This window comes from Nitrosomonas sp. JL21 (assembly GCF_009833095.1).
In the GTDB taxonomy this organism is placed as follows: domain Bacteria; phylum Pseudomonadota; class Gammaproteobacteria; order Burkholderiales; family Nitrosomonadaceae; genus Nitrosomonas.
This window is the reverse complement of the sequence record NZ_QRCB01000001.1, coordinates 96363-116431: the sequence shown is the minus strand read 5'-3', so window position 1 is coordinate 116431 and position 20069 is coordinate 96363. Positions and strand designations below refer to the sequence as shown.

The 20069-nt window shown below is 48.5% G+C and carries 22 protein-coding genes; 16 read left to right on the top strand and 6 right to left on the bottom strand.

The window, feature by feature from the left end; all coding sequences use genetic code 11:
- Positions 1–3 precede the first annotated feature (3 nt).
- The 15 genes from bamA (at position 4) to ABF87_RS00460 (ending at position 17523) form a co-directional block, all read left to right on the top strand.
- A complete protein-coding gene (bamA, locus tag ABF87_RS00530) occupies positions 4–2358 on the top strand; it encodes an outer membrane protein assembly factor BamA (protein WP_160827173.1) in 2355 nt (784 codons plus the stop codon).
- A gap of 22 nt (positions 2359–2380) precedes the next feature.
- A complete protein-coding gene (locus tag ABF87_RS00525; RefSeq protein WP_160827172.1) occupies positions 2381–2920 on the top strand; it encodes an OmpH family outer membrane protein in 540 nt (179 codons plus the stop codon).
- Positions 2921–2983: 63 nt separating this feature from the next.
- The gene (gene fabZ, locus ABF87_RS00520; RefSeq protein ID WP_160827171.1) at positions 2984–3427 is read left to right on the top strand and encodes a 3-hydroxyacyl-ACP dehydratase FabZ; all 444 of its coding nucleotides are present in this window, start codon (positions 2984–2986) and stop codon (positions 3425–3427) included.
- A gap of 37 nt (positions 3428–3464) precedes the next feature.
- Complete coding sequence (rnhB, locus tag ABF87_RS00515; RefSeq protein ID WP_345789857.1) at positions 3465–4079, top strand: ribonuclease HII; 615 nt, start codon at positions 3465–3467, stop codon at positions 4077–4079.
- 146 nt (positions 4080–4225) lie between these two features.
- Positions 4226–5359: a LuxR C-terminal-related transcriptional regulator gene (locus tag ABF87_RS00510; protein WP_160827170.1), complete on the top strand. Its 1134-nt coding sequence runs from the start codon at positions 4226–4228 to the stop codon at positions 5357–5359.
- A 319-nt stretch (positions 5360–5678) separates the two neighbouring features.
- The gene (locus tag ABF87_RS00505; RefSeq protein ID WP_160827169.1) at positions 5679–6647 is read left to right on the top strand and encodes a helix-turn-helix transcriptional regulator; all 969 of its coding nucleotides are present in this window, start codon (positions 5679–5681) and stop codon (positions 6645–6647) included.
- A 361-nt stretch (positions 6648–7008) separates the two neighbouring features.
- Positions 7009–7380, top strand: a complete 372-nt coding sequence (locus ABF87_RS00500) for a hypothetical protein (protein ID WP_160827168.1) — start codon at positions 7009–7011, stop codon at positions 7378–7380.
- Positions 7381–7474: 94 nt separating this feature from the next.
- A complete protein-coding gene (locus tag ABF87_RS00495) occupies positions 7475–8743 on the top strand; it encodes a glycosyl hydrolase family 28-related protein (protein ID WP_160827167.1) in 1269 nt (422 codons plus the stop codon).
- Positions 8744–8945: 202 nt separating this feature from the next.
- Positions 8946–9635 carry a response regulator transcription factor gene (locus tag ABF87_RS00490; protein ID WP_160827166.1) on the top strand — a complete coding sequence of 230 codons (690 nt, stop codon included), beginning with the start codon at positions 8946–8948 and terminating at the stop codon, positions 9633–9635.
- A 915-nt stretch (positions 9636–10550) separates the two neighbouring features.
- Positions 10551–11009 carry a Kazal-type serine protease inhibitor family protein gene (locus ABF87_RS00485; protein WP_160827165.1) on the top strand — a complete coding sequence of 153 codons (459 nt, stop codon included), beginning with the start codon at positions 10551–10553 and terminating at the stop codon, positions 11007–11009.
- A gap of 157 nt (positions 11010–11166) precedes the next feature.
- Entirely contained in the window at positions 11167–14199 is a 3033-nt protein-coding gene (locus ABF87_RS00480; protein WP_160827164.1) for a galactose oxidase-like domain-containing protein, read from the top strand.
- A gap of 154 nt (positions 14200–14353) precedes the next feature.
- Positions 14354–15127 carry a Kazal-type serine protease inhibitor domain protein gene (locus tag ABF87_RS00475; RefSeq protein ID WP_160827163.1) on the top strand — a complete coding sequence of 258 codons (774 nt, stop codon included), beginning with the start codon at positions 14354–14356 and terminating at the stop codon, positions 15125–15127.
- A 4-nt stretch (positions 15128–15131) separates the two neighbouring features.
- Complete coding sequence (locus tag ABF87_RS00470) at positions 15132–15692, top strand: hypothetical protein (RefSeq protein WP_160827162.1); 561 nt, start codon at positions 15132–15134, stop codon at positions 15690–15692.
- Positions 15693–15798: 106 nt separating this feature from the next.
- Complete coding sequence (locus ABF87_RS00465; protein ID WP_160827161.1) at positions 15799–16014, top strand: hypothetical protein; 216 nt, start codon at positions 15799–15801, stop codon at positions 16012–16014.
- A gap of 30 nt (positions 16015–16044) precedes the next feature.
- Positions 16045–17523 carry a tyrosinase family protein gene (locus ABF87_RS00460; protein WP_160827160.1) on the top strand — a complete coding sequence of 493 codons (1479 nt, stop codon included), beginning with the start codon at positions 16045–16047 and terminating at the stop codon, positions 17521–17523.
- Between the two features lie 114 nt (positions 17524–17637).
- Here the strand turns inward: ABF87_RS00460 and ABF87_RS00455 are convergent, their stop codons facing one another.
- The 5 genes from ABF87_RS00455 to ABF87_RS00435 form a co-directional block, all read right to left on the bottom strand.
- Positions 17638–17991 (bottom strand): DUF883 family protein, encoded by a 354-nt coding sequence (locus ABF87_RS00455; RefSeq protein ID WP_160827159.1) that lies wholly within the window; start codon positions 17989–17991, stop codon positions 17638–17640.
- Positions 17992–18084: 93 nt separating this feature from the next.
- Positions 18085–18432, bottom strand: a complete 348-nt coding sequence (gene smbP, locus ABF87_RS00450) for a small metal-binding protein SmbP (RefSeq protein WP_160827158.1) — start codon at positions 18430–18432, stop codon at positions 18085–18087.
- 59 nt (positions 18433–18491) lie between these two features.
- Positions 18492–18794 carry a hypothetical protein gene (locus ABF87_RS00445; RefSeq protein ID WP_160827157.1) on the bottom strand — a complete coding sequence of 101 codons (303 nt, stop codon included), beginning with the start codon at positions 18792–18794 and terminating at the stop codon, positions 18492–18494.
- 80 nt (positions 18795–18874) lie between these two features.
- A complete protein-coding gene (locus ABF87_RS00440; RefSeq protein ID WP_160827156.1) occupies positions 18875–19186 on the bottom strand; it encodes a histidine kinase dimerization/phospho-acceptor domain-containing protein in 312 nt (103 codons plus the stop codon).
- Between the two features lie 45 nt (positions 19187–19231).
- Positions 19232–19375: a hypothetical protein gene (locus tag ABF87_RS00435; protein WP_160827155.1), complete on the bottom strand. Its 144-nt coding sequence runs from the start codon at positions 19373–19375 to the stop codon at positions 19232–19234.
- On the opposite strand from ABF87_RS00435, the gene ABF87_RS15195 reads away from it, so the two are divergent.
- The gene (locus ABF87_RS15195; RefSeq protein WP_275689390.1) at positions 19368–19499 is read left to right on the top strand and encodes a hypothetical protein; all 132 of its coding nucleotides are present in this window, start codon (positions 19368–19370) and stop codon (positions 19497–19499) included. The genes ABF87_RS00435 and ABF87_RS15195 overlap by 8 nt on opposite strands.
- 42 nt (positions 19500–19541) lie before the next feature.
- Here ABF87_RS15195 and ABF87_RS00430 read toward each other — a convergent pair whose 3' ends face one another.
- On the bottom strand, positions 19542–19985 hold the full coding sequence (locus tag ABF87_RS00430) for a hypothetical protein (protein WP_160827154.1): 444 nt from the start codon (positions 19983–19985) through the stop codon (positions 19542–19544).
- Positions 19986–20069: the final 84 nt, after the last annotated feature.

Below are 20069 nucleotides of genomic sequence, written 5' to 3'. Positions count from 1 at the left end.
ATAATGAAATTTACCTATCTGGCTGCACTCGCCGGCGTATTCTATACGACCTTTTCCTGGGCAATTGACCCGTTCGTAGTGAAAGATATTCGTGTCGAAGGCATACAACGCACTGAAGCAGGTACGGTATTCAGCTACCTTCCCATCAAGGTCGGAGATACCTTAGACGAAGCCAAAGCCACCGAAGCCATCAAGGCGCTCTATGCCACGGGCTTCTTCAAGGATGTCCGCATCAAATCCGAAGAAGGTATTTTAATTGTAGAAATCGATGAACGTCCGGCCATCGCGCAAATCAGCATCAATGGCGCCAAAGAATTCGAAAAAGACAAGCTGCTCGAAGGCTTGAAACAGGCGGGCATCTCCGAATCGCGCATCTTCAGCCGGTCATTGCTGGAACGGGCAGAGCTGGAATTGAAGCGACAATACATCACCCGCGGAAAATATGCGGTCAAGATCACGACCACGACCACACCTCTGGAACGTAATCGGGTCGCGATCAATTTCGATATTTACGAGGGCCGCACCGCCCGCATCAAGAAAATCAATTTTGTCGGCAATGAACAATTCAAGGACAGCGAATTACGCGGCCAGCTTGTGCTCAGAAAACCGGATATATTGAGCTGGTTCACCAAGAATGACCAGTATTCCAAGCAAAAACTGGCAGCTGACCTTGAAACATTGCGCTCCTTTTACCTTGACCGCGGCTATCTGGAATTCAACATCGAATCCACGCAGGTATCCATTACCCCGGATATGAAGGATATCTACATCACCATCAACCTTACCGAGGGTCCGCAATACACCGTATCCGATATCAAAGTAGCTGGCGATATGCTGTTGCCGGAAGAAGAAATCCGGAAATTGATTCTGCTCAAAAGCGACAAGGTGTTTTCACGCCAGAAATTGACTGAATCGACCAAGCTGATCACTGACCGGCTCGGGGATGATGGCTATGCCTTTGCGAACATCAATGCTTCGCCCGAATTGGATCACGAGAATCGGAAGGTCGCGTTCACGTTCTTCATCGATCCAGGCCGCCGCGTCTATGTTCGGCGCATCAACATCAGCGGCAATGACCGCACCCGGGATGAAGTCATACGCCGGGAATTTCGCCAAATGGAGGGCGCTTGGCACTCAACCAAAAATATCAATAATTCCAAACAACGGGTCGATCGGTTGGGCTATTTCAACAGCGTCAATATCGAAACCCCGGCTGTAGCCAATAAAACCGATCAGGTCGATATCAATGTCAAGGTGGAAGAACGTCCTACCGGAGCGATTATGTTCGGTGCGGGTTATTCCGATCGCCAAGGGATTATCCTGAACGCCTCGGTGTCGCAGAACAATATTTTCGGCACCGGCAATTTCTTCAGCTTGGACGCCAACCGCGGCGCCATCAACGAAACCTATGCGGTATCGTTCACCAATCCGTATTTCACAGTGAATGGCCTGAGCCTAGGGTTCGATGCCTATAAGCGGGTGCTGGATACGCGTAAATTACCTGGTTTTGGTGAATTCAAAACCGACACCATCGGCGCGGGCATTCGCGTCGGCGTGCCGATTGCTGAGAACGATATCGTATCGCTGGGTCTGGCCGCTGAAAACACCACCATCGATGTATTTGCCAATAGCCCGCAACGTTATCGTCAATTTGTTGAGGAATTTGGCAAATCCACCAACAATTTTCCATTCACCATCAGTTGGGCCAGAGACCGGCGCGATAGCGCAATCTGGCCGACGTCCGGAACGACACATCGCCTGTTTGGCGAAGTCAGCGTACCCGGCGGGGATTTGAATTACTACAAGGCCAGTTACCATCAAAAATGGTATTTTCCGCTCACCGATTTCCTGACATTGCATATTAATACTGAGTTCGGCTATGGTGATGGCTACTCTGGAAAAGATCTGCCCTTCTTCAAGAATTTCTTTGCCGGTGGTAATAATTCGGTGCGCGGCTATGATCTGAATTCGCTGGGTCCGCGCGATGATACTATCTTCAGTAGTACCAATTCAACGGCCCGCAGGTTACTTGCCGTCGGCGCTAGCAAACGCGTAGTGGGTAATATCGAATTGTTGTTCCCGGTACCTTTCCTGAAGGATGATCGGTCGTTCCGTCTAAGCGTATTTGCCGATGGCGGTACCACTTTCAATCGATTTACATCGACCACTGTTTTGGATGCCGACGGAAAACTGGTCAGAGTCGATGGACTTAGCGATTTGATGCGCTACTCGGCAGGGATCGCGCTGACCTGGATCTCGCCGATGGGGCCGCTCAAAGTCAGTATTGCAGAACCCCTCAATGAAAAAGAAAGCGATAATCTGCAACGCTTCCAATTCATGTTTGGCCAGCAGTTCTAATCGTGACGACGAGGCTATGCCAATGAATAAGTCGTATCCAATCCATCGATGGAGTTCCGTACTGCCCATGTGGCTTGCGGGGTTTATCGCGCTTGCGATCGTGCATGGCGTATCAGTTGCCAACAGCATCAAAATTGGCGTCGTCAATACCGAAAAAATCCTGCGTGAATCGTCGCTCGCAGTCCAGGCGCAAAAAAAGATTGAGCTGGAATTCACGTCACGCGACGACGACATCAAGAAAATCACTGCTCAGGCCAAAACCCTGCAGGATCGGCTTGAGAAAGATGGCAGCAACATGGAAGAAACCGAGCGGCGCAGCCTGGAAAGAAATCTGGCCAATCTCAGCAGAGAATATCAGCGCGCCCAAAAGCAACTGCGCGAAGATCTCAGCGCCCGGCAGAATGAAGAATATGGCGTGATTCTGGATCGCATCAACCGCGCAATCAGTAAAATCGCAGAACGGGAAAAATATGATCTGATACTGCAATTGCAGGATTCAGTGTATCGAAGCCAGCGCATCGATATTACCGATCAAGTCATCAAGGTACTCGAGAATGAATAATTTACCACTCAACAGAGCAAGCATCCTCTTCAGCGATGAACCTTGCGCCACTAGGAAAACAGCATGAGCACCATGAATATCCACGAAATCCTGAAATATATACCGCATCGTTACCCGATATTGCTGGTCGACCGCGTTCTTTCGTTCGAGCCGGGCAAAGAAATCGTTGCGCTGAAAAATGTCTCGATCAATGAACCTTTTTTTTCAGGACACTTTCCCCACCACCCGGTGATGCCCGGTGTTCTGATCGTGGAAGCACTGGCTCAGGCAGCCGCGATCCTGACCATAAAATCCGAAGATACCGGCCCCAAAGAAGACAGCGTATATTATTTTGTCGGCATTGATGGCGTGCGCTTCAAAAAACCTGTCATGCCCGGCGATCAATTAATTCTCAAAGTGGCGATTGAGCGGCAAATCAAAGGATTATGGAAATATTCCGCCCGCGCTGAAGTCGACGATCAACTGGTCACCGAAGCTCAGTTGATGTGCACCGCTCGAACTGTATAGCCGATGATGATTTCATGCGGCGACCCGATATAACACCGTGACATCCATCAAAATCAATGCCTTTGCCATTTCTCCATTGACCGGCGGTGTCGATGAAGCAGGCAGAGGGCCGTTGGCCGGGCCTGTGTTTGCCGCTTGTGTGATCTTGAATCCTGACCTCGACATTGATGGCTTAGCCGATTCCAAGACACTCAGCGAAAAAAAACGCACCGCCCTGGCCATTGCGATCAAAAAAAATGCCGCGGCATGGTCAGTCGCTCATGCCTCGGTCCAGGAAATCGATCAACTCAACATTCTGCAAGCCAGCTTACTGGCGATGAAACGCGCTGTTGAAAACCTTCCCTATCTGCCTGACATCGTGCTGGTCGACGGCAATCAGAAACCTGCCTTGACCTGCAAAGTCCAGACCATCATCCGAGGCGACAGCCTGGTTCCATCAATCTCAGCCGCTTCTATCCTGGCCAAAACGGCGCGCGATGCTGAAATGCAGAGAATGCATCAGTGTTTTCCGCAATATGGATTCGATCAACACAAGGGCTATCCGACCAAACAGCATTTGGCCGCACTGCAACTGCATGGCGCATGCACGATACACCGGCAAAGTTTTGCGCCGGTAAAAGCGCTTCAGGATATTTCGACATATTCGGTGTGATCTCGCACTGTTTTCTGAAGACTCTATTTCCCCAAGTCTCCTTCACAACTGCTCTCATAAGCGCAATAATCAGCTATATTGATAAAGAACCAAGCACTGTGTGAGTAATTTGCGCGCAATACAATAAGTCATCGTAAGGCTGTGCCATGACCTATGATTTAGAAAAAGTGAATGCGCTCATCGCCCGTATTTATGATGCGGCGCTGGATGATACGCTCTGGCCATCTCTCGTCCACACGCTTGCGCAGATCGTGAATGCCGAAGACAGCATCATGTTTGGTTCGCCTGAAGTGGGTAATCATCAGATGGTGGTACTATCACCTTTGCAGAACGCTGCCCATGATGCCGCTCAGGCTTATGGATCCTATTTTTGGGAACACGATAAATGGAAAACTGGCGCGGCCCAGCATCAATTGACTTACAGCGGTGCGATTTTTCACGGCGATCAATTCATCGACCGGCATTCATTTCAGAACACTGAAATCTATACCGATTTCTTCAAACCCATGATGAATGGCACCGGCGTAGTGCTGACGTCGATCATTGAAGAAGCGACACACGAACGACCCAATCCCGTCATTCTCAGTTTTTACAAATCTTTTCTTGCCCAACCTTTCAATCAAAAAGATGAAGATCTGATCCGGCTGTTAATGCCGCATTTTCAGCGCTCACTCTTCATGCGCCGAAGAATGAATGAAGAAAGAGAACTGCGTCAATTTAGCGAGCAAGTCTTACATCACAGCAAGGATGCCATTCTTCTCCTGGATGCAACATGCCGAGTACACTTTGCTAATCGAAAAGCCGAGTTGATGCTGAGTCGTGGAAACCCTACCGTCAAGCAAGGATATTTGCGCAGTTCAGTATCTTCTGAAAATAGTGCATTGATGAATGCCTTGCGTAATGCGCTAGAAGGAAAAGGTTGTGTATTGAAATTTAGCAATATCCCATTCATGCCTGCTCGTGTGGCATTATTTTCTCCAGTATCAGGGGCACGAGGCGAGCAATTGCATACGCCAGCGAGAATCATGGTTGTCATTACCGAGCCGGATAAGTTCAAGGGCGGCGGGCTCGACGATTTTGCAAAAATGTACCGGTTGACTCCTGCAGAAACTCGCGTCCTCAATCAATTGTTACAACAGCAAAGCACGCACGAAATCGCCGAAGTATTGCACATCAGCATGAATACCCTGCGAACCCATTTAAAGATATTGTTCGCAAAAACATCTACTAAGAATCAACGAGAATTAGTCAACTTCTGTCGATCTCATCCTAATGGTTAATCCATTGAAGATGTTAGCGATTAGGAAAGCAATGAATAATCAGCAATTTTAAATCTTTTGGAACTACTGCCAGTTTCTCTGAGCACGGATTGCCGATCATTGATTTTTGGCGGCATTGGATCGCCAAATTCCCCCTGTTTCTGCTTCATTGTCCACCGCGGGGTATTTGGCGCGGATTTCCTCTCAAGTAGTCAGTAGCTGCTCGCGCGGCAACGCCCACAGAAATCCAATGATAAAACCGAGAAACGGCAGAATCTTTTCATAGGCGCGATTTTGTATAGTAGTATGACCAATAACATCTCTGAGGGGAGAGATCATCATGAGTTATTGGGAATTTTCTTCAGAAGATTTACCTGCAACTGAAAAAGATAATGCCTTTAGGCACGTATACTCCACAATTGCCAACATGGATATACAGCCGCGCCAGGGACCATCTCCATTAATCAAAGTAAATTCTCAGCTCCTTCCCGAGCTCAATGTTCATAAAGTGACGATGTCATCACATAGCTCCCAAAGGACGCATTCCCAGGCTGCCCAAGAAAATAGCGAGTTGATGTCATTGATCATTCCCATCGACGGAAGAATGAACGTTACATTGGGAATAAATACGACAATAAGCTGCATGCCTGGTGATGGGTTATTAATGCCCAATGACGCCGTTTACCAAGTGCAGACGAATGAAACGTTATCCATTGCAGTGACGACTGTGCCCATCGAGGTTATTTATCCTCGAGTCAGAGACTTGGAAAGTTGTTTTTTGAAGAGAATAACTCGAGAATCGACTCCCGAATTATCATTATTATTGAATTACGCTACATCGCTTGCACAATTCAGGAATAGTCTTTCTCAAACAACTGCGTCGGTTACTACCCAGCATATTTACGACTTGATTACGCTGATAGCGGGATCACGAATTGAAGAATCGATGCTGGCAAAACAGCGGGGAGCAAAAGCTGCTCGCTTCAAATTGATCAAGCAGGATATCGACAATCATATTACCGATAATGACTTATCAATTAATCATGTAGCCTTCAGAAATGGCGTCTCTCCTCAATATATTCGATCCATGTTTCATGACCTAGGGACAAAATTCAGTGACTATGTCAATGAAATGCGATTACAGCTTGCCTATACTCAGTTATGTAACAGCTCATATCATCATTTGAGCATTAGCGAACTCGCATTAAATACAGGGTTTGACAATCTTTCCTGGTTCAATCGATTATTCAAAAAACGTTTCGGATTATCTCCTTCCGAAGTTAGAGTCCACCAGATAGATCTTCTTTAAGTTTTTTGTTTTCAAAAATCAATACTTATCAGTAATCGCCAAATATTTAATCTCTTCGGATTTAATTCATCGCCCCATGCGGCGGGTATTTTAGTTAAATCTGCTGATTCATTTTAAACGACTATAGAATAAATAAAGGATTAGCTTGCTTGTAGCGTTTAGGATTAGTTATGTAGCGCTTTGTAGGAGTCAACCAAGGATTTCTGGATTATATTAAAAATTACTTTGACTAAGGTAATGTAAGCCAAAGTAATTTTTAGGGAAGATAAATACCTGATGGATTTATCTTTAAAAAGCCTGGAAAGGGTAGCTGTAATAATTTCCTTTTTTTAATCCAATATCCATTCAAGGAGAGTGAGACATGAAATTAAAATTATTAATATCCTTCATTTTAACGGTTGCACTAACACACAACGTTTTTGCTGGTAACGGACTTATCCAAGGAAAAATTGAGCGTGTCGCAGTTTTTGGCAATGTTCCTTTTAATGGCCAGCTGGCTGGAAATATGGAAATAAAAATAAAAACCGGCTTTACACTTCCAGCAGGGGTGAATTGCGATACCAACTTTATTACCACAAAAAAGGGAAATGATCCGGGCAGAAGCATGCTTACGCTGTTGCAACAAGCACATGAATCCCAAAAAGATGTTCAATTATGGATAACTGATAATGCCGCACATACGGCATTCGCAGGTAGGTGTAGTCTTTTAGTCGTAAACCTCATGCCACTTTAGAACGCAGCCTAAAGAGTAAACAGAAACGTTAACTTAAGTTATGGTTTCTGTTTACTTGATTTTGCGAATTTCTTCAAATTCCTGAGAATTATCTATGAGTGCAAATTTTACAACGTGGAATTTAGATGTACATGATTTTGGTGCCATTGGAGATGGGAAAACAAATGATTTTGCTGCTATTCAAGCCGCAATAACAGAAGCTCAAGTTTCTAATAAAACCCTTCACTTTAGACCTCAAACATATATTGTCAGCAATGAATTACAAATTTCATCAGATTTGATCATCGAGGGTCATGGCGCCCAGATTGGAACGACAAACGCACCTCTACGTTCAGTATTAGCTGTTCAGAATCAAACTCTAGTTGAAGTACGGCACCTCACCTTAAATGCTTCTCTCATAGCGGATCATGCGATGTATTGTGGAGGAGCAGGACAATCAAAATTCGAGCGAGTAATATTTTTGCGAGCCAGGAAAGATGCAGTGCTTTTGGATGCAAAAGGATCAGCCGGTGGAAATGATTGCATGAAATTTGAACGGTGTATCTTTCAGCATAGCGGGCAAACCTTCGCCAAAGGAACAGTCAGTGTCAGTAAAGGTGTATCTGCCATCATTACAGGGTCGGGCACTCAATTCAGAAAAAATGGAATTCGCTCAGGGGATTTCATTCATGTAGGAGAAGAGTGGCTACAGGTTGCCACTGTAGATTCTGAAACCCAAATTACGTGTGCTTTACATCCTTTATCAGCCGGTCATGTTGCGGGTACAAAATATACCGCACATGTAGGCGATGGATATCGAGAAGAAATTTTTAATGATAATAATTTGTGCGTACACCGGGACTGTTTGTATCGTGGAAATGCCGGTAGTGGAGCGCGTTTTGCTGGACTTTATGGCCCGCGTGTTGAAAACGGTCAAAGTGATTTCAATAAAGCATTTGGGTTTGTGGTTGGGATGGCTACCGGCTCAAACGTCATCGGATCCAGTTTTCATGGATGTTATACGGAAGACTTGGGAGCCGAGTCGTTCTTTTTGGGATATGCTGCCGGTATAACCATAGACACCCTCAACTGTGCCGGAGAACCAATTCGCATCAGTAATCCCAGCTTTAATTGGGGTATATTGTCTAACGCTCAGGGACAAATGGGAGCACTCATGCCTATTGGTAGCGATCCACTAGTACATGTTCCAACGGCTGTTATGAATACGCATAAAAACCTTCCTCCTGAAAAACCAAACTCATATCCTCATGGCACTATTTTATTTAAACTCGCGCCTTCACCGGGGGATTATATCGGCTGGGTTAAATTAGGTGCTGCCCCTTCTAGCGATTGGGTGCCATTTGGAAAAGTGGAAAATTCATAATTACGAAAGCATAGAACATGAACAATCACTGCGCATCTTGAACGTGAATCAACTCTGCTTGGCCGAGACTGATAGTTCTCCATAGTTTGCTTTTTCTCACCCAAATGGGTGATGCCACGCTCTCTGAAATTTGAAACTATGCGTGTTACACGATTGATTCACGGCCTTCGATTTATCGGATTGCCAGAGTTGGATGAACCTTATGATGGAAAAGACTCAACATAAAATCCGCTTAGTGGTTGCAGAGCGCATCGATCTTGTCCGCATGGGCTTACGAATGCTGTTTCAGAACCATCCAGTCATCAGCATGTTGGCAGAAACCGGTAGTATCGATGGCTTGTCAGATTTGATCACTACGAACAAGCCGGACGTCATTCTGATGGATCTCGGGCTGATCAATGATCGATGCCCTGAACATCGGTTACGATTGATGAATATCGGTTCCCACAGCAGGATCCTGCTTTTTTCACATCATTACTCGCACGAGCTCCAATCCTACGAACTTCCACCGGGCGTCACAGGCATTATCAGCAAATACAGCCCGAGCAGCATGCTGGTCGCCGCTATCTGCAAGGCTCATATCAACCGCCGCTGTGCTGATATGACCAATCCGGCCCTAACTCGAGCACCGCAATCACCGGAGCAAGTGACCGCGCAGCCCTCTCTGCCCGGCGAAATCACCGCATCGCTTCATCCCGAGTTGAACAATAACGAACGCCGGGTCGCGCGACTCGCCGGCAAAGGCTTATCTGCCAGAGAAATCAGCCGACAGCTCTTGCTGACTGAAAAAACCGTGCGCAATTATCTATCCGCCGTTTATAAAAAAATGGGCGTCAAAAAACAGATTGAGCTATGTCTGAGAGCGCCGTTGCATAATTATTTTCAGGACTGAGGCTCTTGAAATAATTTCTCAGCCCAATATCGCCCTACTGCAATCAGAGCGATCATCGTTTACCGTTCTACCTCTCATTCCACCAAGCAAACTATGAATAAAAACCAATCTCTGATCAGATGTGTATTCCGTCCGGATTGTGTTGACGCATGCGCATTCACTTCCTCGACATAGGTCTGCGGATGAGGTGTAAAAAAACGCGCTCATCTTTCGATAAGCGCGTTCAGGTCTATAATGAAAGGATATCAGTTATCAATAAAATGGCTAAAAATTAGAAATAACCGTTTAACCTGCAACATCTAGGGGAGAGCCACAGGTTGAAAAGAAAATAACATATTGAATGTGAAAATTTTGTAGGGATCATACCCATTCATTCTTCACAGTTTATTTATGGATTAATACGCTTGGTTGAAATATACCCCAGTGCGCAGGAGGTTTGAGAGAAGTGGGCGCACTGGAGAAAGCCCCTAAGTTGGAAGGGATAACATATGGTGTTTGTTATTATATTCGCTTAGACACCCCACTGAAGAGTAGGAATGAAAAAATATGAGTCATATCATCCATCTGGGTTATCTCTGGATGTACCAACAAGCCTCAGTTTATCCAGTTCCGCAGTGACAAGAAGAAGCGTGATCTTGCGAATCATTCAACGTAACCAATGAGCAAAATCAGATGATCCCAGCTCATCTGGATCCAATAAGCAGTCGAATTGGCGGCGACAGAATGACTGCGTGCAAAACGCGGAAATTTTAGAGCTTTAACCTCCTCTCTGCAATGTTACCTACCGTACAGAAAGATCATTACTGTACAGCTATGCTCAAATGGCTGCTTAAGAACCATACAGACAGAAACGAGCAGCCAACGATAAAAATAAATTAAAAGAGCAGCCTATCGATCATTAAAAGGGGAAACATCATGAATGGATTGACTACTGTATCAATTGCTTTTTTTATTTCCATCATGCTGATCGGATGTGAGAAAAGCACGCCTCCCCAACCACAACCCCAATCTCAGATTTGCGGCACCATCCAAGGCTTGACCTGTCCGGCAGCGCAATATTGCGACTTCGGCGTCGGGCAATGCAAAGTTGCTGACGCGCAAGGTCAGTGCAAAACCAAACCTGAGATATGCACCAAAGAATACCAGCCGGTATGCGGTTGTGATGGAAAAACCTATGGCAACGCCTGTGAAGCTGTTGCTGCAGGCATATCGATTGATCACCCGGGAACCTGCAAGGCTACCGAACCGCAAGCCTGCGGTGGAATTACCGGAAAATCATGTCCTGATGGACAGACATGTATCGATGATCCCGGCGATAGCTGCGACCCTGCTCAGGGTGGTGCAGATTGCCCGGGAATATGCCAGGGTAAATAGCTCGCCCAAAAACGGAACAGGAAAATGTACGCTATGAACTGATGGAATGAATAAATCTGATATCTGAAAGTGCAGTGGCCATGGATAGGCTGAGGCTGCGACTGATCGAGCGTACTTTTCATGTTGATGAGTATCTGTGTACAAGGAGGCGCCTATCATGACTATCAGACATATTTATCTCAAAATCGAGACTGTTCCCAATTACAGTCCTGTCGCTCCCGATGATGCAGAGCATCATAAGCACCGGTTGGATTGCATGAAAAACATGGATCATGCAGATGCAACCATACCTCAGACGGAAGTTGATCGGCGCTCTCTGGACGCCCTAGTTTACCGTGAATATCTGGATGACGCATACACGATCCTGAACACTGCGCCGCTCATTGCTGCAGACACCAACGAGCCACGGATCGAGCGTAGAATCCCGGGCACCGTCATTTACACGCAACCCGGACAAAGACTGTATATCCATGTGCTGAATGGCGATAACAAGCCACACAGCCTGCATGTCCACGGCTTGCATTATGGCATCGACTCGGATGGTTCCTGGCCGTTCGGCGTTCAGGCATACGACGGCTCCAACCGCAGCGATGCGATCTGTCCGGGCGAACAATGGTGTTACGTATTTGATGTCAAGCAAGATGCCATCGGTGCGTGGCCTTTCCACGACCATCACATGCATATTGAGGAGGTGACCAAGCGCGGATTGTTCGGCGGCATTGTCGTGCGTGATCCTCATTGCGAAGAAACTGACCTTGAAGTGCCGATCTTTTTTCATAAACTTACCGCAAATGTCGATAATGCGCTGTTCGACAGCGGTACGCTGAATACCGGAGATACATTCACCCATACCTTCGATCAGGAAGGAACATACGATTATTATTGCCGCTTTCATCCAATGCAAGGACGCGTCCGCGTCACAGCCACCGGTTTTTTGTCCGCGACGATCAACATTATGGACACACCGCCGCGCTTCGAACTCGACGACATTACGGTCGGCGTCGGCGCCGTGGTCACCTGGAATCATGCGGGCAATCAGCCACATACCGTGACCGAGCGCAGCGGCGCAGGCTTAGAGTCGTTTGCGATCAATGGCCGCACATTCGTCGGTAATACGCCGACCATCGTTGCGAACAGCGGAATGCGCGTGCGCTGGTATGTGTTCAACCTGGACATGAGCATGGTATGGCACAATTTCCATTTGCATGGACAGCGCTGGCGCTGGGGCAATGAATGGGTCGATACGCGCTCACTCGGCCCGGCCGAGTCGTTTGTCGCCGACACCATCGTGCCACCCGTGCTGCTGTTGCCGCTGCCGCTGGATTGTAAATGCGAACCGCATGACGATCATACCGGCACTCATCCTCACTCATCCTCTGGGTCTGAAAATGACAGCGGACATCCCCATGAACATGAAACAGCCGGCCATTCCCACTCCAGAAGCGAATCCAGGCATGAGCATGCGCATGAATCCATGTCTACTTCTCACCACTCTTCTGACCATGATCATGATCATGAGCACGATGCGCACTCGAACTGCACTGATCACAATGACAAGTATGGGAAAAAACGCAAGAAATACCGCCTGCAGGGAGATTTCCTGATCCACTGCCACGTCGAAATGCATATGATGGAAGGCATGGCAGCCATCCTTCGAGCGTTGCAGGAAGTCGAGCTGAGCGATGACGAGCTGGAACGGATCTGTTACCAATTGCCGACCCTGCGCGTGCATGAATGCCCCGAGGTCGAGCACCATCCCTGCGGCGGAGACGGTAAGGACAACTGGGAACTGCTCGAACCCTCGCCGATTTTCGTGGTTCATGGCGCATTATTGAACAGCGGCCATGTATTGCTCTTTTCCGGCGCGGCAGAACGGAATTATCCGCTCGAGGCGCGTATCTGGGATCCTTCGACTAAACAGATCATGCCCGGCGTCATCACGTTGCCGGAAGATTTTTTCTGTTGCGGACATACTTTTCTGCCGGACGGCCGCTTGCTGATCACCGGCGGGGACACCAATGGCGCCGGACATACCAATAATCGTTGCTTTATTTTCACGCCGAATACCGCCAATCCCGACAGCGGGACATTTGCGCCGGCTGCCAGCATGGCTCATGCCCGCTGGTATCCGACCGCCGCGAGCCTGAGCGATGGGCACGTACTCGCATTCTCGGGCGGGCATCCCGTCGCGGCAGAAGTCGAGGTATTCGGAGGCGGCGCTTGGACACCGATCGCTGGCGCAAACCGTTCGTTCGATGAGCTCTATCCGGGCATGCATCTGTTGCCTTCCGGGGAAATTTTCTATACCCGCGCCGGCTGGGCCGGCGCAACCGGAACTCAGACCGCTTATCTGACGCTGACGGGGCCCAACGCGGGCGTTTGGACCGATTACGGCCAGCAACAGTTTTACGACCGGCAGGAAGGAATGAGCCTGCTGATGATCGACACCACAGTCAACCCGGTCAACACTCGTCTGTATGTGTTCGGCGGCGGAGTCTCCGGCCCGGCCACGGCCCGCAATAACGCAACTGCGGAAGTGATCGAATTCAATGGCGGCATTGCAGGCTCGGCGTGGACGCGGATCGCGGATATGAATGTCGGCCGCACCAATGTCAATGCCGTGGTGCTGCCGACCGGCAAGATACTCATCATCGGCGGACACAGCAATGGTCAGAAATGGTCACCCACACCGGTGCTGGAAACGGAAATCTACGATCCTGCAGCCGACACATGGACAGTGGGCGCACCATTGAATTTCCCGCGCCAGTATCATTCGGTCTGCCTGTTGCTGCCGGAAGGCAAAGTTGTGACCGCAGGGGGCGTGGCGCCAGGAACGGCGGATCCGGATCAGCATTCGATGGAACTCTATTCTCCGGGCTATCTGAGCTTGGGGGCACGCCCGGTCATCGCCAATGCACCGCCGGCGGTTTCATATGCAAGCATTTTTGTCATCGAAACACCGGAGGCTGCGGATATCGCTGCAATAGCCTTGCTCGCACCGATCGCCGTCACGCACCACACTGATGCCGGCCAACGCTACATCAAATTGCCGATTCGCTCGCGCACAGCCACCACGCTGGAAACCGCAGCCCCGGCACATGGCAATATCGCACCGCCGGGCTATTACATGCTGTTTGTAGTCAATGACCAAGGCGTGCCGTCCGAGGCACGGTTTGTGTTGATTTCTTGATTGTAGAGCGTCAGTCAGCTTCCACAACCGGCAATGGAAACATTGCCGGGGAAGCAAAAGCGGCAGTTTTAAGAGCAATTCTTTCAGTGACAAGCTGGCTGGCATTACAAAAACCTGCTCGATTGAGCGCATTCAACCCAGGGAGATGATGATCATGAAACAACTCGACAAAATGACTGCTTTTTCTGTGCTGCTTGGACTATATGGCGGACTCGGTTTGATCGGCATGCCCGGCATTTCTCAGGCAGAACCGGCAAAATATGCAGAGACCGTCAAAACCGAGTATCAATATGCTGCAAAAGTAGCTTGCTCGCTATTGCTGCCGCACCAGGACGGCACATTGGCACGAGGCACTTATCGTACCCTCGTGAATATCCATAACCCTACCAATAAGAAAATCACGATTGCTGCCAAAGTGGCGCTGGCCACACAATTTGGCGCGGAACCCGGCCCCTTCGATGTCACTCCGTTCAAAAGCGCCGTTCTTCAGCCGGATGGCGCGGTCGGCGTAAGCTGTTTCGACATCGCAGGCTATTTTTGCCCAATTAATGGGGTATGCGTCGATTTCGCATTTCTGGAAGGATTTCTGGTGGTGAAAAGTCCAGTCCCGCTGGATGTCGTCAGTGTATATACCGCCCGGCATACCGATGGCGATGTCGAGTCGATCGATGTGCAAACCGTTCAACCGCACAAGCTGCAAGAAACCGTCAGGATCGGTTCAACAGAACCTTCCAAATCCGGGGAAGGAAAACGCATCGATTATCCGCCGAAAGGCAGCTCCGCTTATAACGGCCAGAAACCGAAACAAATGTGTGGCGGCATTGCCGGATTCCCCTGTCCTGACGGCATGAAATGCGTTGATGATCCGGCAGATGATTGCGATCCTGCGAAGAACGGCGCGGATTGTGCCGGCATGTGCGTGAAATGATGGCATGAAATACAAAGATAGTCCTGCAAACAGGCAATATGGGAAATTCGAGAATCACCCTGTTTGCTGGATTATCCGACAACGCATCAAGACCGCATCCGTTTCGATACTTGCCAGCACGCTGATGCTGTTGGCCACGTATTCGGTTGCCTTTGCGCAGCAGACCGTTGATTTGAAGAACATGACTTGCCGGATACGATCCGCTGAAACAGACAAATGCTCGGCGCTGCCTACAGTGCAGTCGGGATTGCTGACCATGGCCAAGGAAGGCACGTTCAGACTGCAGGCTCAATATCAGAGCTGTTTCATGACTGAGCAGGCCACTCGTTCCGGGCGGTTCAGAGCCTTGCATGTTGATAAAACCCTCCGCCTTGAACTGCTCACTATCCAGGCAACGGGAACCGAGAGCGTGGCCACGGATTTCCCGCGGACACTTGGGATCGTGAATCTCAATGACGCTACTTTGGAAGGTTATTGGGTGGATTTCTCAGCAACGATCCGCGGGCAAGGACGTCATGCGGAAAAGATCGCCCCTGCAGAACTGCAATGTGACATCGATGAGTAACGTCATCCGAAAAAGTGCGACTTACCCGAAGCACGATCGAGAGAGAGAAGACATGGATTTTTTCATCATGATCAATAAAACAAACCCCTAAACGAGGAGCTAGACCATGGCACAACATACCGAAACATTCGCCGGTTGCACGATTACGATCACGAACAATACCGAACTGACCATCAACGGCAAGGAAATCGACTATCAGTATGATCCGATAAAAGATAAGTTCTCCTCGAAGTACATGCCCTATACCTTGTATGGCTCATTACTGGAGCTGGCGCGAGCGATCGCCAAGCATTCCGTCGAATTTTCTCATGTCGATGAGTAATTCATTGTAATCAATACGGAGGAAATTCTCATGGCTATCCGAAAAGATGCAAATACCTTAACCACTGCGGAGCGAGCTGAATTCGTCGCTGCCATTCTTGCCCTGAAGGCCGAAGGCGTCTATGACCAATTCGTTCTCAGGCACGCAAACGCGATTATGAGCGCGATTCATCGATGTCCGGCTTTCCTGCCCTGGCACCGCCGCTTCATTTTCGATCTCGAGCGTGAGTTGCAGCGCGTCTCCGGCAATCCGAATCTTGGCATACCTTACTGGAACTGGCCCTCAGGCGGAACGACTGCTTCAATGTGGAATGACGATCTGCTCGGCGGCAACGGTGATGCCGGCGGCGTCGTTCGCACCGGGCCGTTCCGCGCTGGTCAATGGACCATCATCAATGCCAGTGGCGTAGCGGCAGGGCCGCTGATGCGCGAGTTTGGGCAGAACGGATTCTCAAACTTGCCCACGCAAGCGGAAATTAACCAAGTCATGGCGGTCACGCCGTATGACCGATCTCCCTGGGATATGAACAGCAATCCCAGCTTCCGTAATCAAGTAGAAGGCTGGGTTGGGCCCAACCTGCACAATCGCGGCCATGTCTGGGTTGGCGGTTCGATGCTGCCGATGACCTCGCCGAATGATCCGGTATTTTTCATGCATCACAGCATGGTGGACAAAATCTGGCATGAATGGCAACTGCGCTTCCCGAATCAGGGGTATTTGCCAGCCGCCGGCGGGCCGTTTGGGCAGAATATGACCGATCTGATGAATAACACGCCGTCGGGGCCGGTCGGTTCGCGGCCAATCGATGTGCTTGATAGCGCCGCCTTGGGGATTGTGTATGACGATGCAGCACCCCAGCCGCAACCACAGATCCCCGTGCTGGTGGTTGGCGCCACGCCGAGCCAGGCCGATATCGCTACAGCGGGCGAAATCGATGTGTTCCGGTTCGATGTTCCGGCATTCGGGGCGCATACGATGGTCACCACCGGTCCATCCGATACGTTCATGACGCTGTTCGGCCCGAACGATGCCAACCTCGAAGTGACCTCGGACGACGACGCCGGCGAGAATTTCAATGCACAAATCACGCGTAATTTGTCGGCAGGCGCGTACTATTTGCGCATTCGTCTATTTAGTCCGAACAGCACTGGAAATTACGCAGTTGCAGTGCGCACCGAAGGCACAAATCCCAACCCGATTCCTGAGTTGATCATCAATGGCGCCAGTGTCAATGCCACCATTTCCGCGGCGAATGAAAGCGACGTCTACCGGTTTACCGTTACCGCCGACGATACCTACACGATCGAGACCAGCGGCGCAACCGATACCGTAATGACCTTGCACGGCCCGAACAGCCAGATACCGGAAATTGGCAGCGACGACGATGGCGGCGACTCTTTCAATGCCCGCATTCGCCGCCAGCTTGCCCCGGGCGAATATTTTGCCCGCGTCCGACATTACTCGCCGATCGGAATCGGTGCGTACACCATTCGAATAATTCGAGGGTAATGATGAAAGAATGGGCTTAAATTCAGATCTGGATTGACGCCTTCACTTTGCGCGGGCTCTCAAATTCATAATTGAGCGCCCCGCATCCTTCCGCATAGCTCACAATCAGAAAATTTATCGATTATTGAGCAATTTACTTAATAAAAATCCCACGCCCATCGCAATACTTACCGACGTAATCGGATTTTGACGCACATACGTGGAATAGTTTGCCAAGAGTTGTTGTTCAGCATTCCTAAGTTGATCTTTTTTTTCATTCAACTTGTCGAGCGCTTGCTGTGCAGAAGTCGTTACTCTATCGACAGTCTCGTGCGCCACATTACTAAACTCGTCTCCTGTATCGACAAGTTTGTTAGCCACTTCGTACGTTGCCTGAGTGGTGTCGTCAATCACTTCGTGAGCGACATGGGCTGCTTTATTTAATCCAGAAGTTTTATTTGCTTTTGATGCGTTTTCTGCAGTTTCCATAAACCAGTTCCTTGTGTTTATACGTAATACATCATGGATAGAATCATCTTAATCAATGCCAAATGTCTCTATCCATCTGTTAATTTTGCTAAATCATTTCTTTTGAATGCTAATTTCTTTGAAATGTTTGGCGGCATCATTCGCTTGTTTATGCGCCTCATTTATAGCGTCACTACCACCTTTTTCAATTATTCGTTCTAAACTGATAATTCCCGCTTCAAGGTGATACTTGGCATCATCAGAAAAGTCGCCCATTTTTTTAGCTTCTAACGCAGCAGCTTTAGCGGCGTTCGCGTGCGCTAAAATTTCTTTTCCGGTAGGAGCATTGACTGCTTCTTCCGCATGTGAAATAGCGTTCTTTAACTGATCATGTTGCGCCATGACATGAGAGGAAAGCATACTGAAGAGTAAAACACTAAAAAATAAATTAAATAATTTCACTTTATTATTCCTCCATTACATAAGCCTGTGAATAAAAATAATTTGTAACAATTAATGATTTATTTCTCAGTGGCTTTTCTGATCCTATCCGCATCATCTTCGATCTGATCAGCTCTTTCTTCAGCGGATTTTCTTAATTGCTTAGCCTCTTGTTCTTTCTTATCAGCTACTGCTTCCCCAGCTTTTTCATTTGCTTTACGAATTTGTTCATCTTCTTTTCTGATTTGATCCGCTTTATTTTCCAACCGATCGGCTTCTCGTTCGGCACTAGGGCTCGTACCACCAGAACAAGCAATTGAAGAAATTGAAATAATCAAGCTGACAATTAACGATAAGACACTATTTTTATTTAACTTATTCATTTTATGATCTCAAATATAATTAATGAAAGGGCTCGAAAAATAAATTTAGCGAATAAACAAATATAAGTCGGTTCGCGAGGTCACATTTGTTGTGGGATAGCGAACGAACAACAGCACTCAGGAATATCGATTTTTTGGATGTCTGGTTTTATCGATCGCGCTAACAACAGCAAACGCGCCAATAATCCTTCCAATCGATCTATTTGTCTAAGAATCGGCCGCGGCGGTGCGGTGCGCCGTTCCATCCCTCCCGCCAATGCATTCTCGGCTTTCAGGCGTATGGCTGCGAGGGGATTACGTATTTCATGTACCGGCCAGCCACCATGCGCCCCTCCCAAGGCGCTTCGCTCCGCATGCTGCAGATCACGCTCGAGATGCGTGGCTCGATCCAACGCTGATTTGATGCGAATATTGAAAGTAAGGGATGCCAGGGATCCCTATGACAAAATCATCACAGCGCATCCTCCCAACGCCAGCGCATAACGCTCTGCAGCATCAGTGGCGCGCACATCGAGGCGTGTCATGATCCACGTGACTTCGTGATCAGTCAGTGGACACCGGCACTCGGAGTCCATGATCATAAAACTGATGAGCAATCATGCCAATGATCATGCTTGCCGCTCCAAGCAACAGCACCAGAATATGTATGCTGGCCCGAAGCGTTGGAAACGGAAATTACATATAGGCCATCAACACCCTGGCTGACTGAAATGGTGAAAAATAGACCTGGCTAAAACGCTTCCGCACTCAATGGCTGAAATGAGAGTAAGCCATCTTCACGCATTCTTCGAGAGAATAATTCGAGAACCTCGCTACACCGGCCAATATGATCAACATGTCGTCCAGAATCGACCGGTAGTCATTTCCTGCCGTGATAGCGGTAGACAGCAGGCCCAATGCTTGCCATAGCTCATACATGTAGCTGGTGGCGCTGTCGTGGCTGTCATCGATATTGGATAAATTGGATGCCGTCAAGAATTGTTCGATGCTGGCGTTGTTATCGACCGAAAGAACCAGAATATCGACGATGCAGCACCCCACATCAATTCTGCAATCTTCTCTGCCAGCCACTGTCCGGGAAAGTTTCCCTGCTGATGAAACAAGCTTCAGAACCCGAGGAACGGGATCAAATTTTCCGCTTGAGTTTTTTTCTTGTTCCGCTGCAATGATTTTTTTCATGAGCTCGTTCATTTATTATCTCCACAGATTGTTCAATCTTTTATTTTCAAATTGATTCATCGTCATGATCGCACACCGATGTTCTCCTTTCTGAGA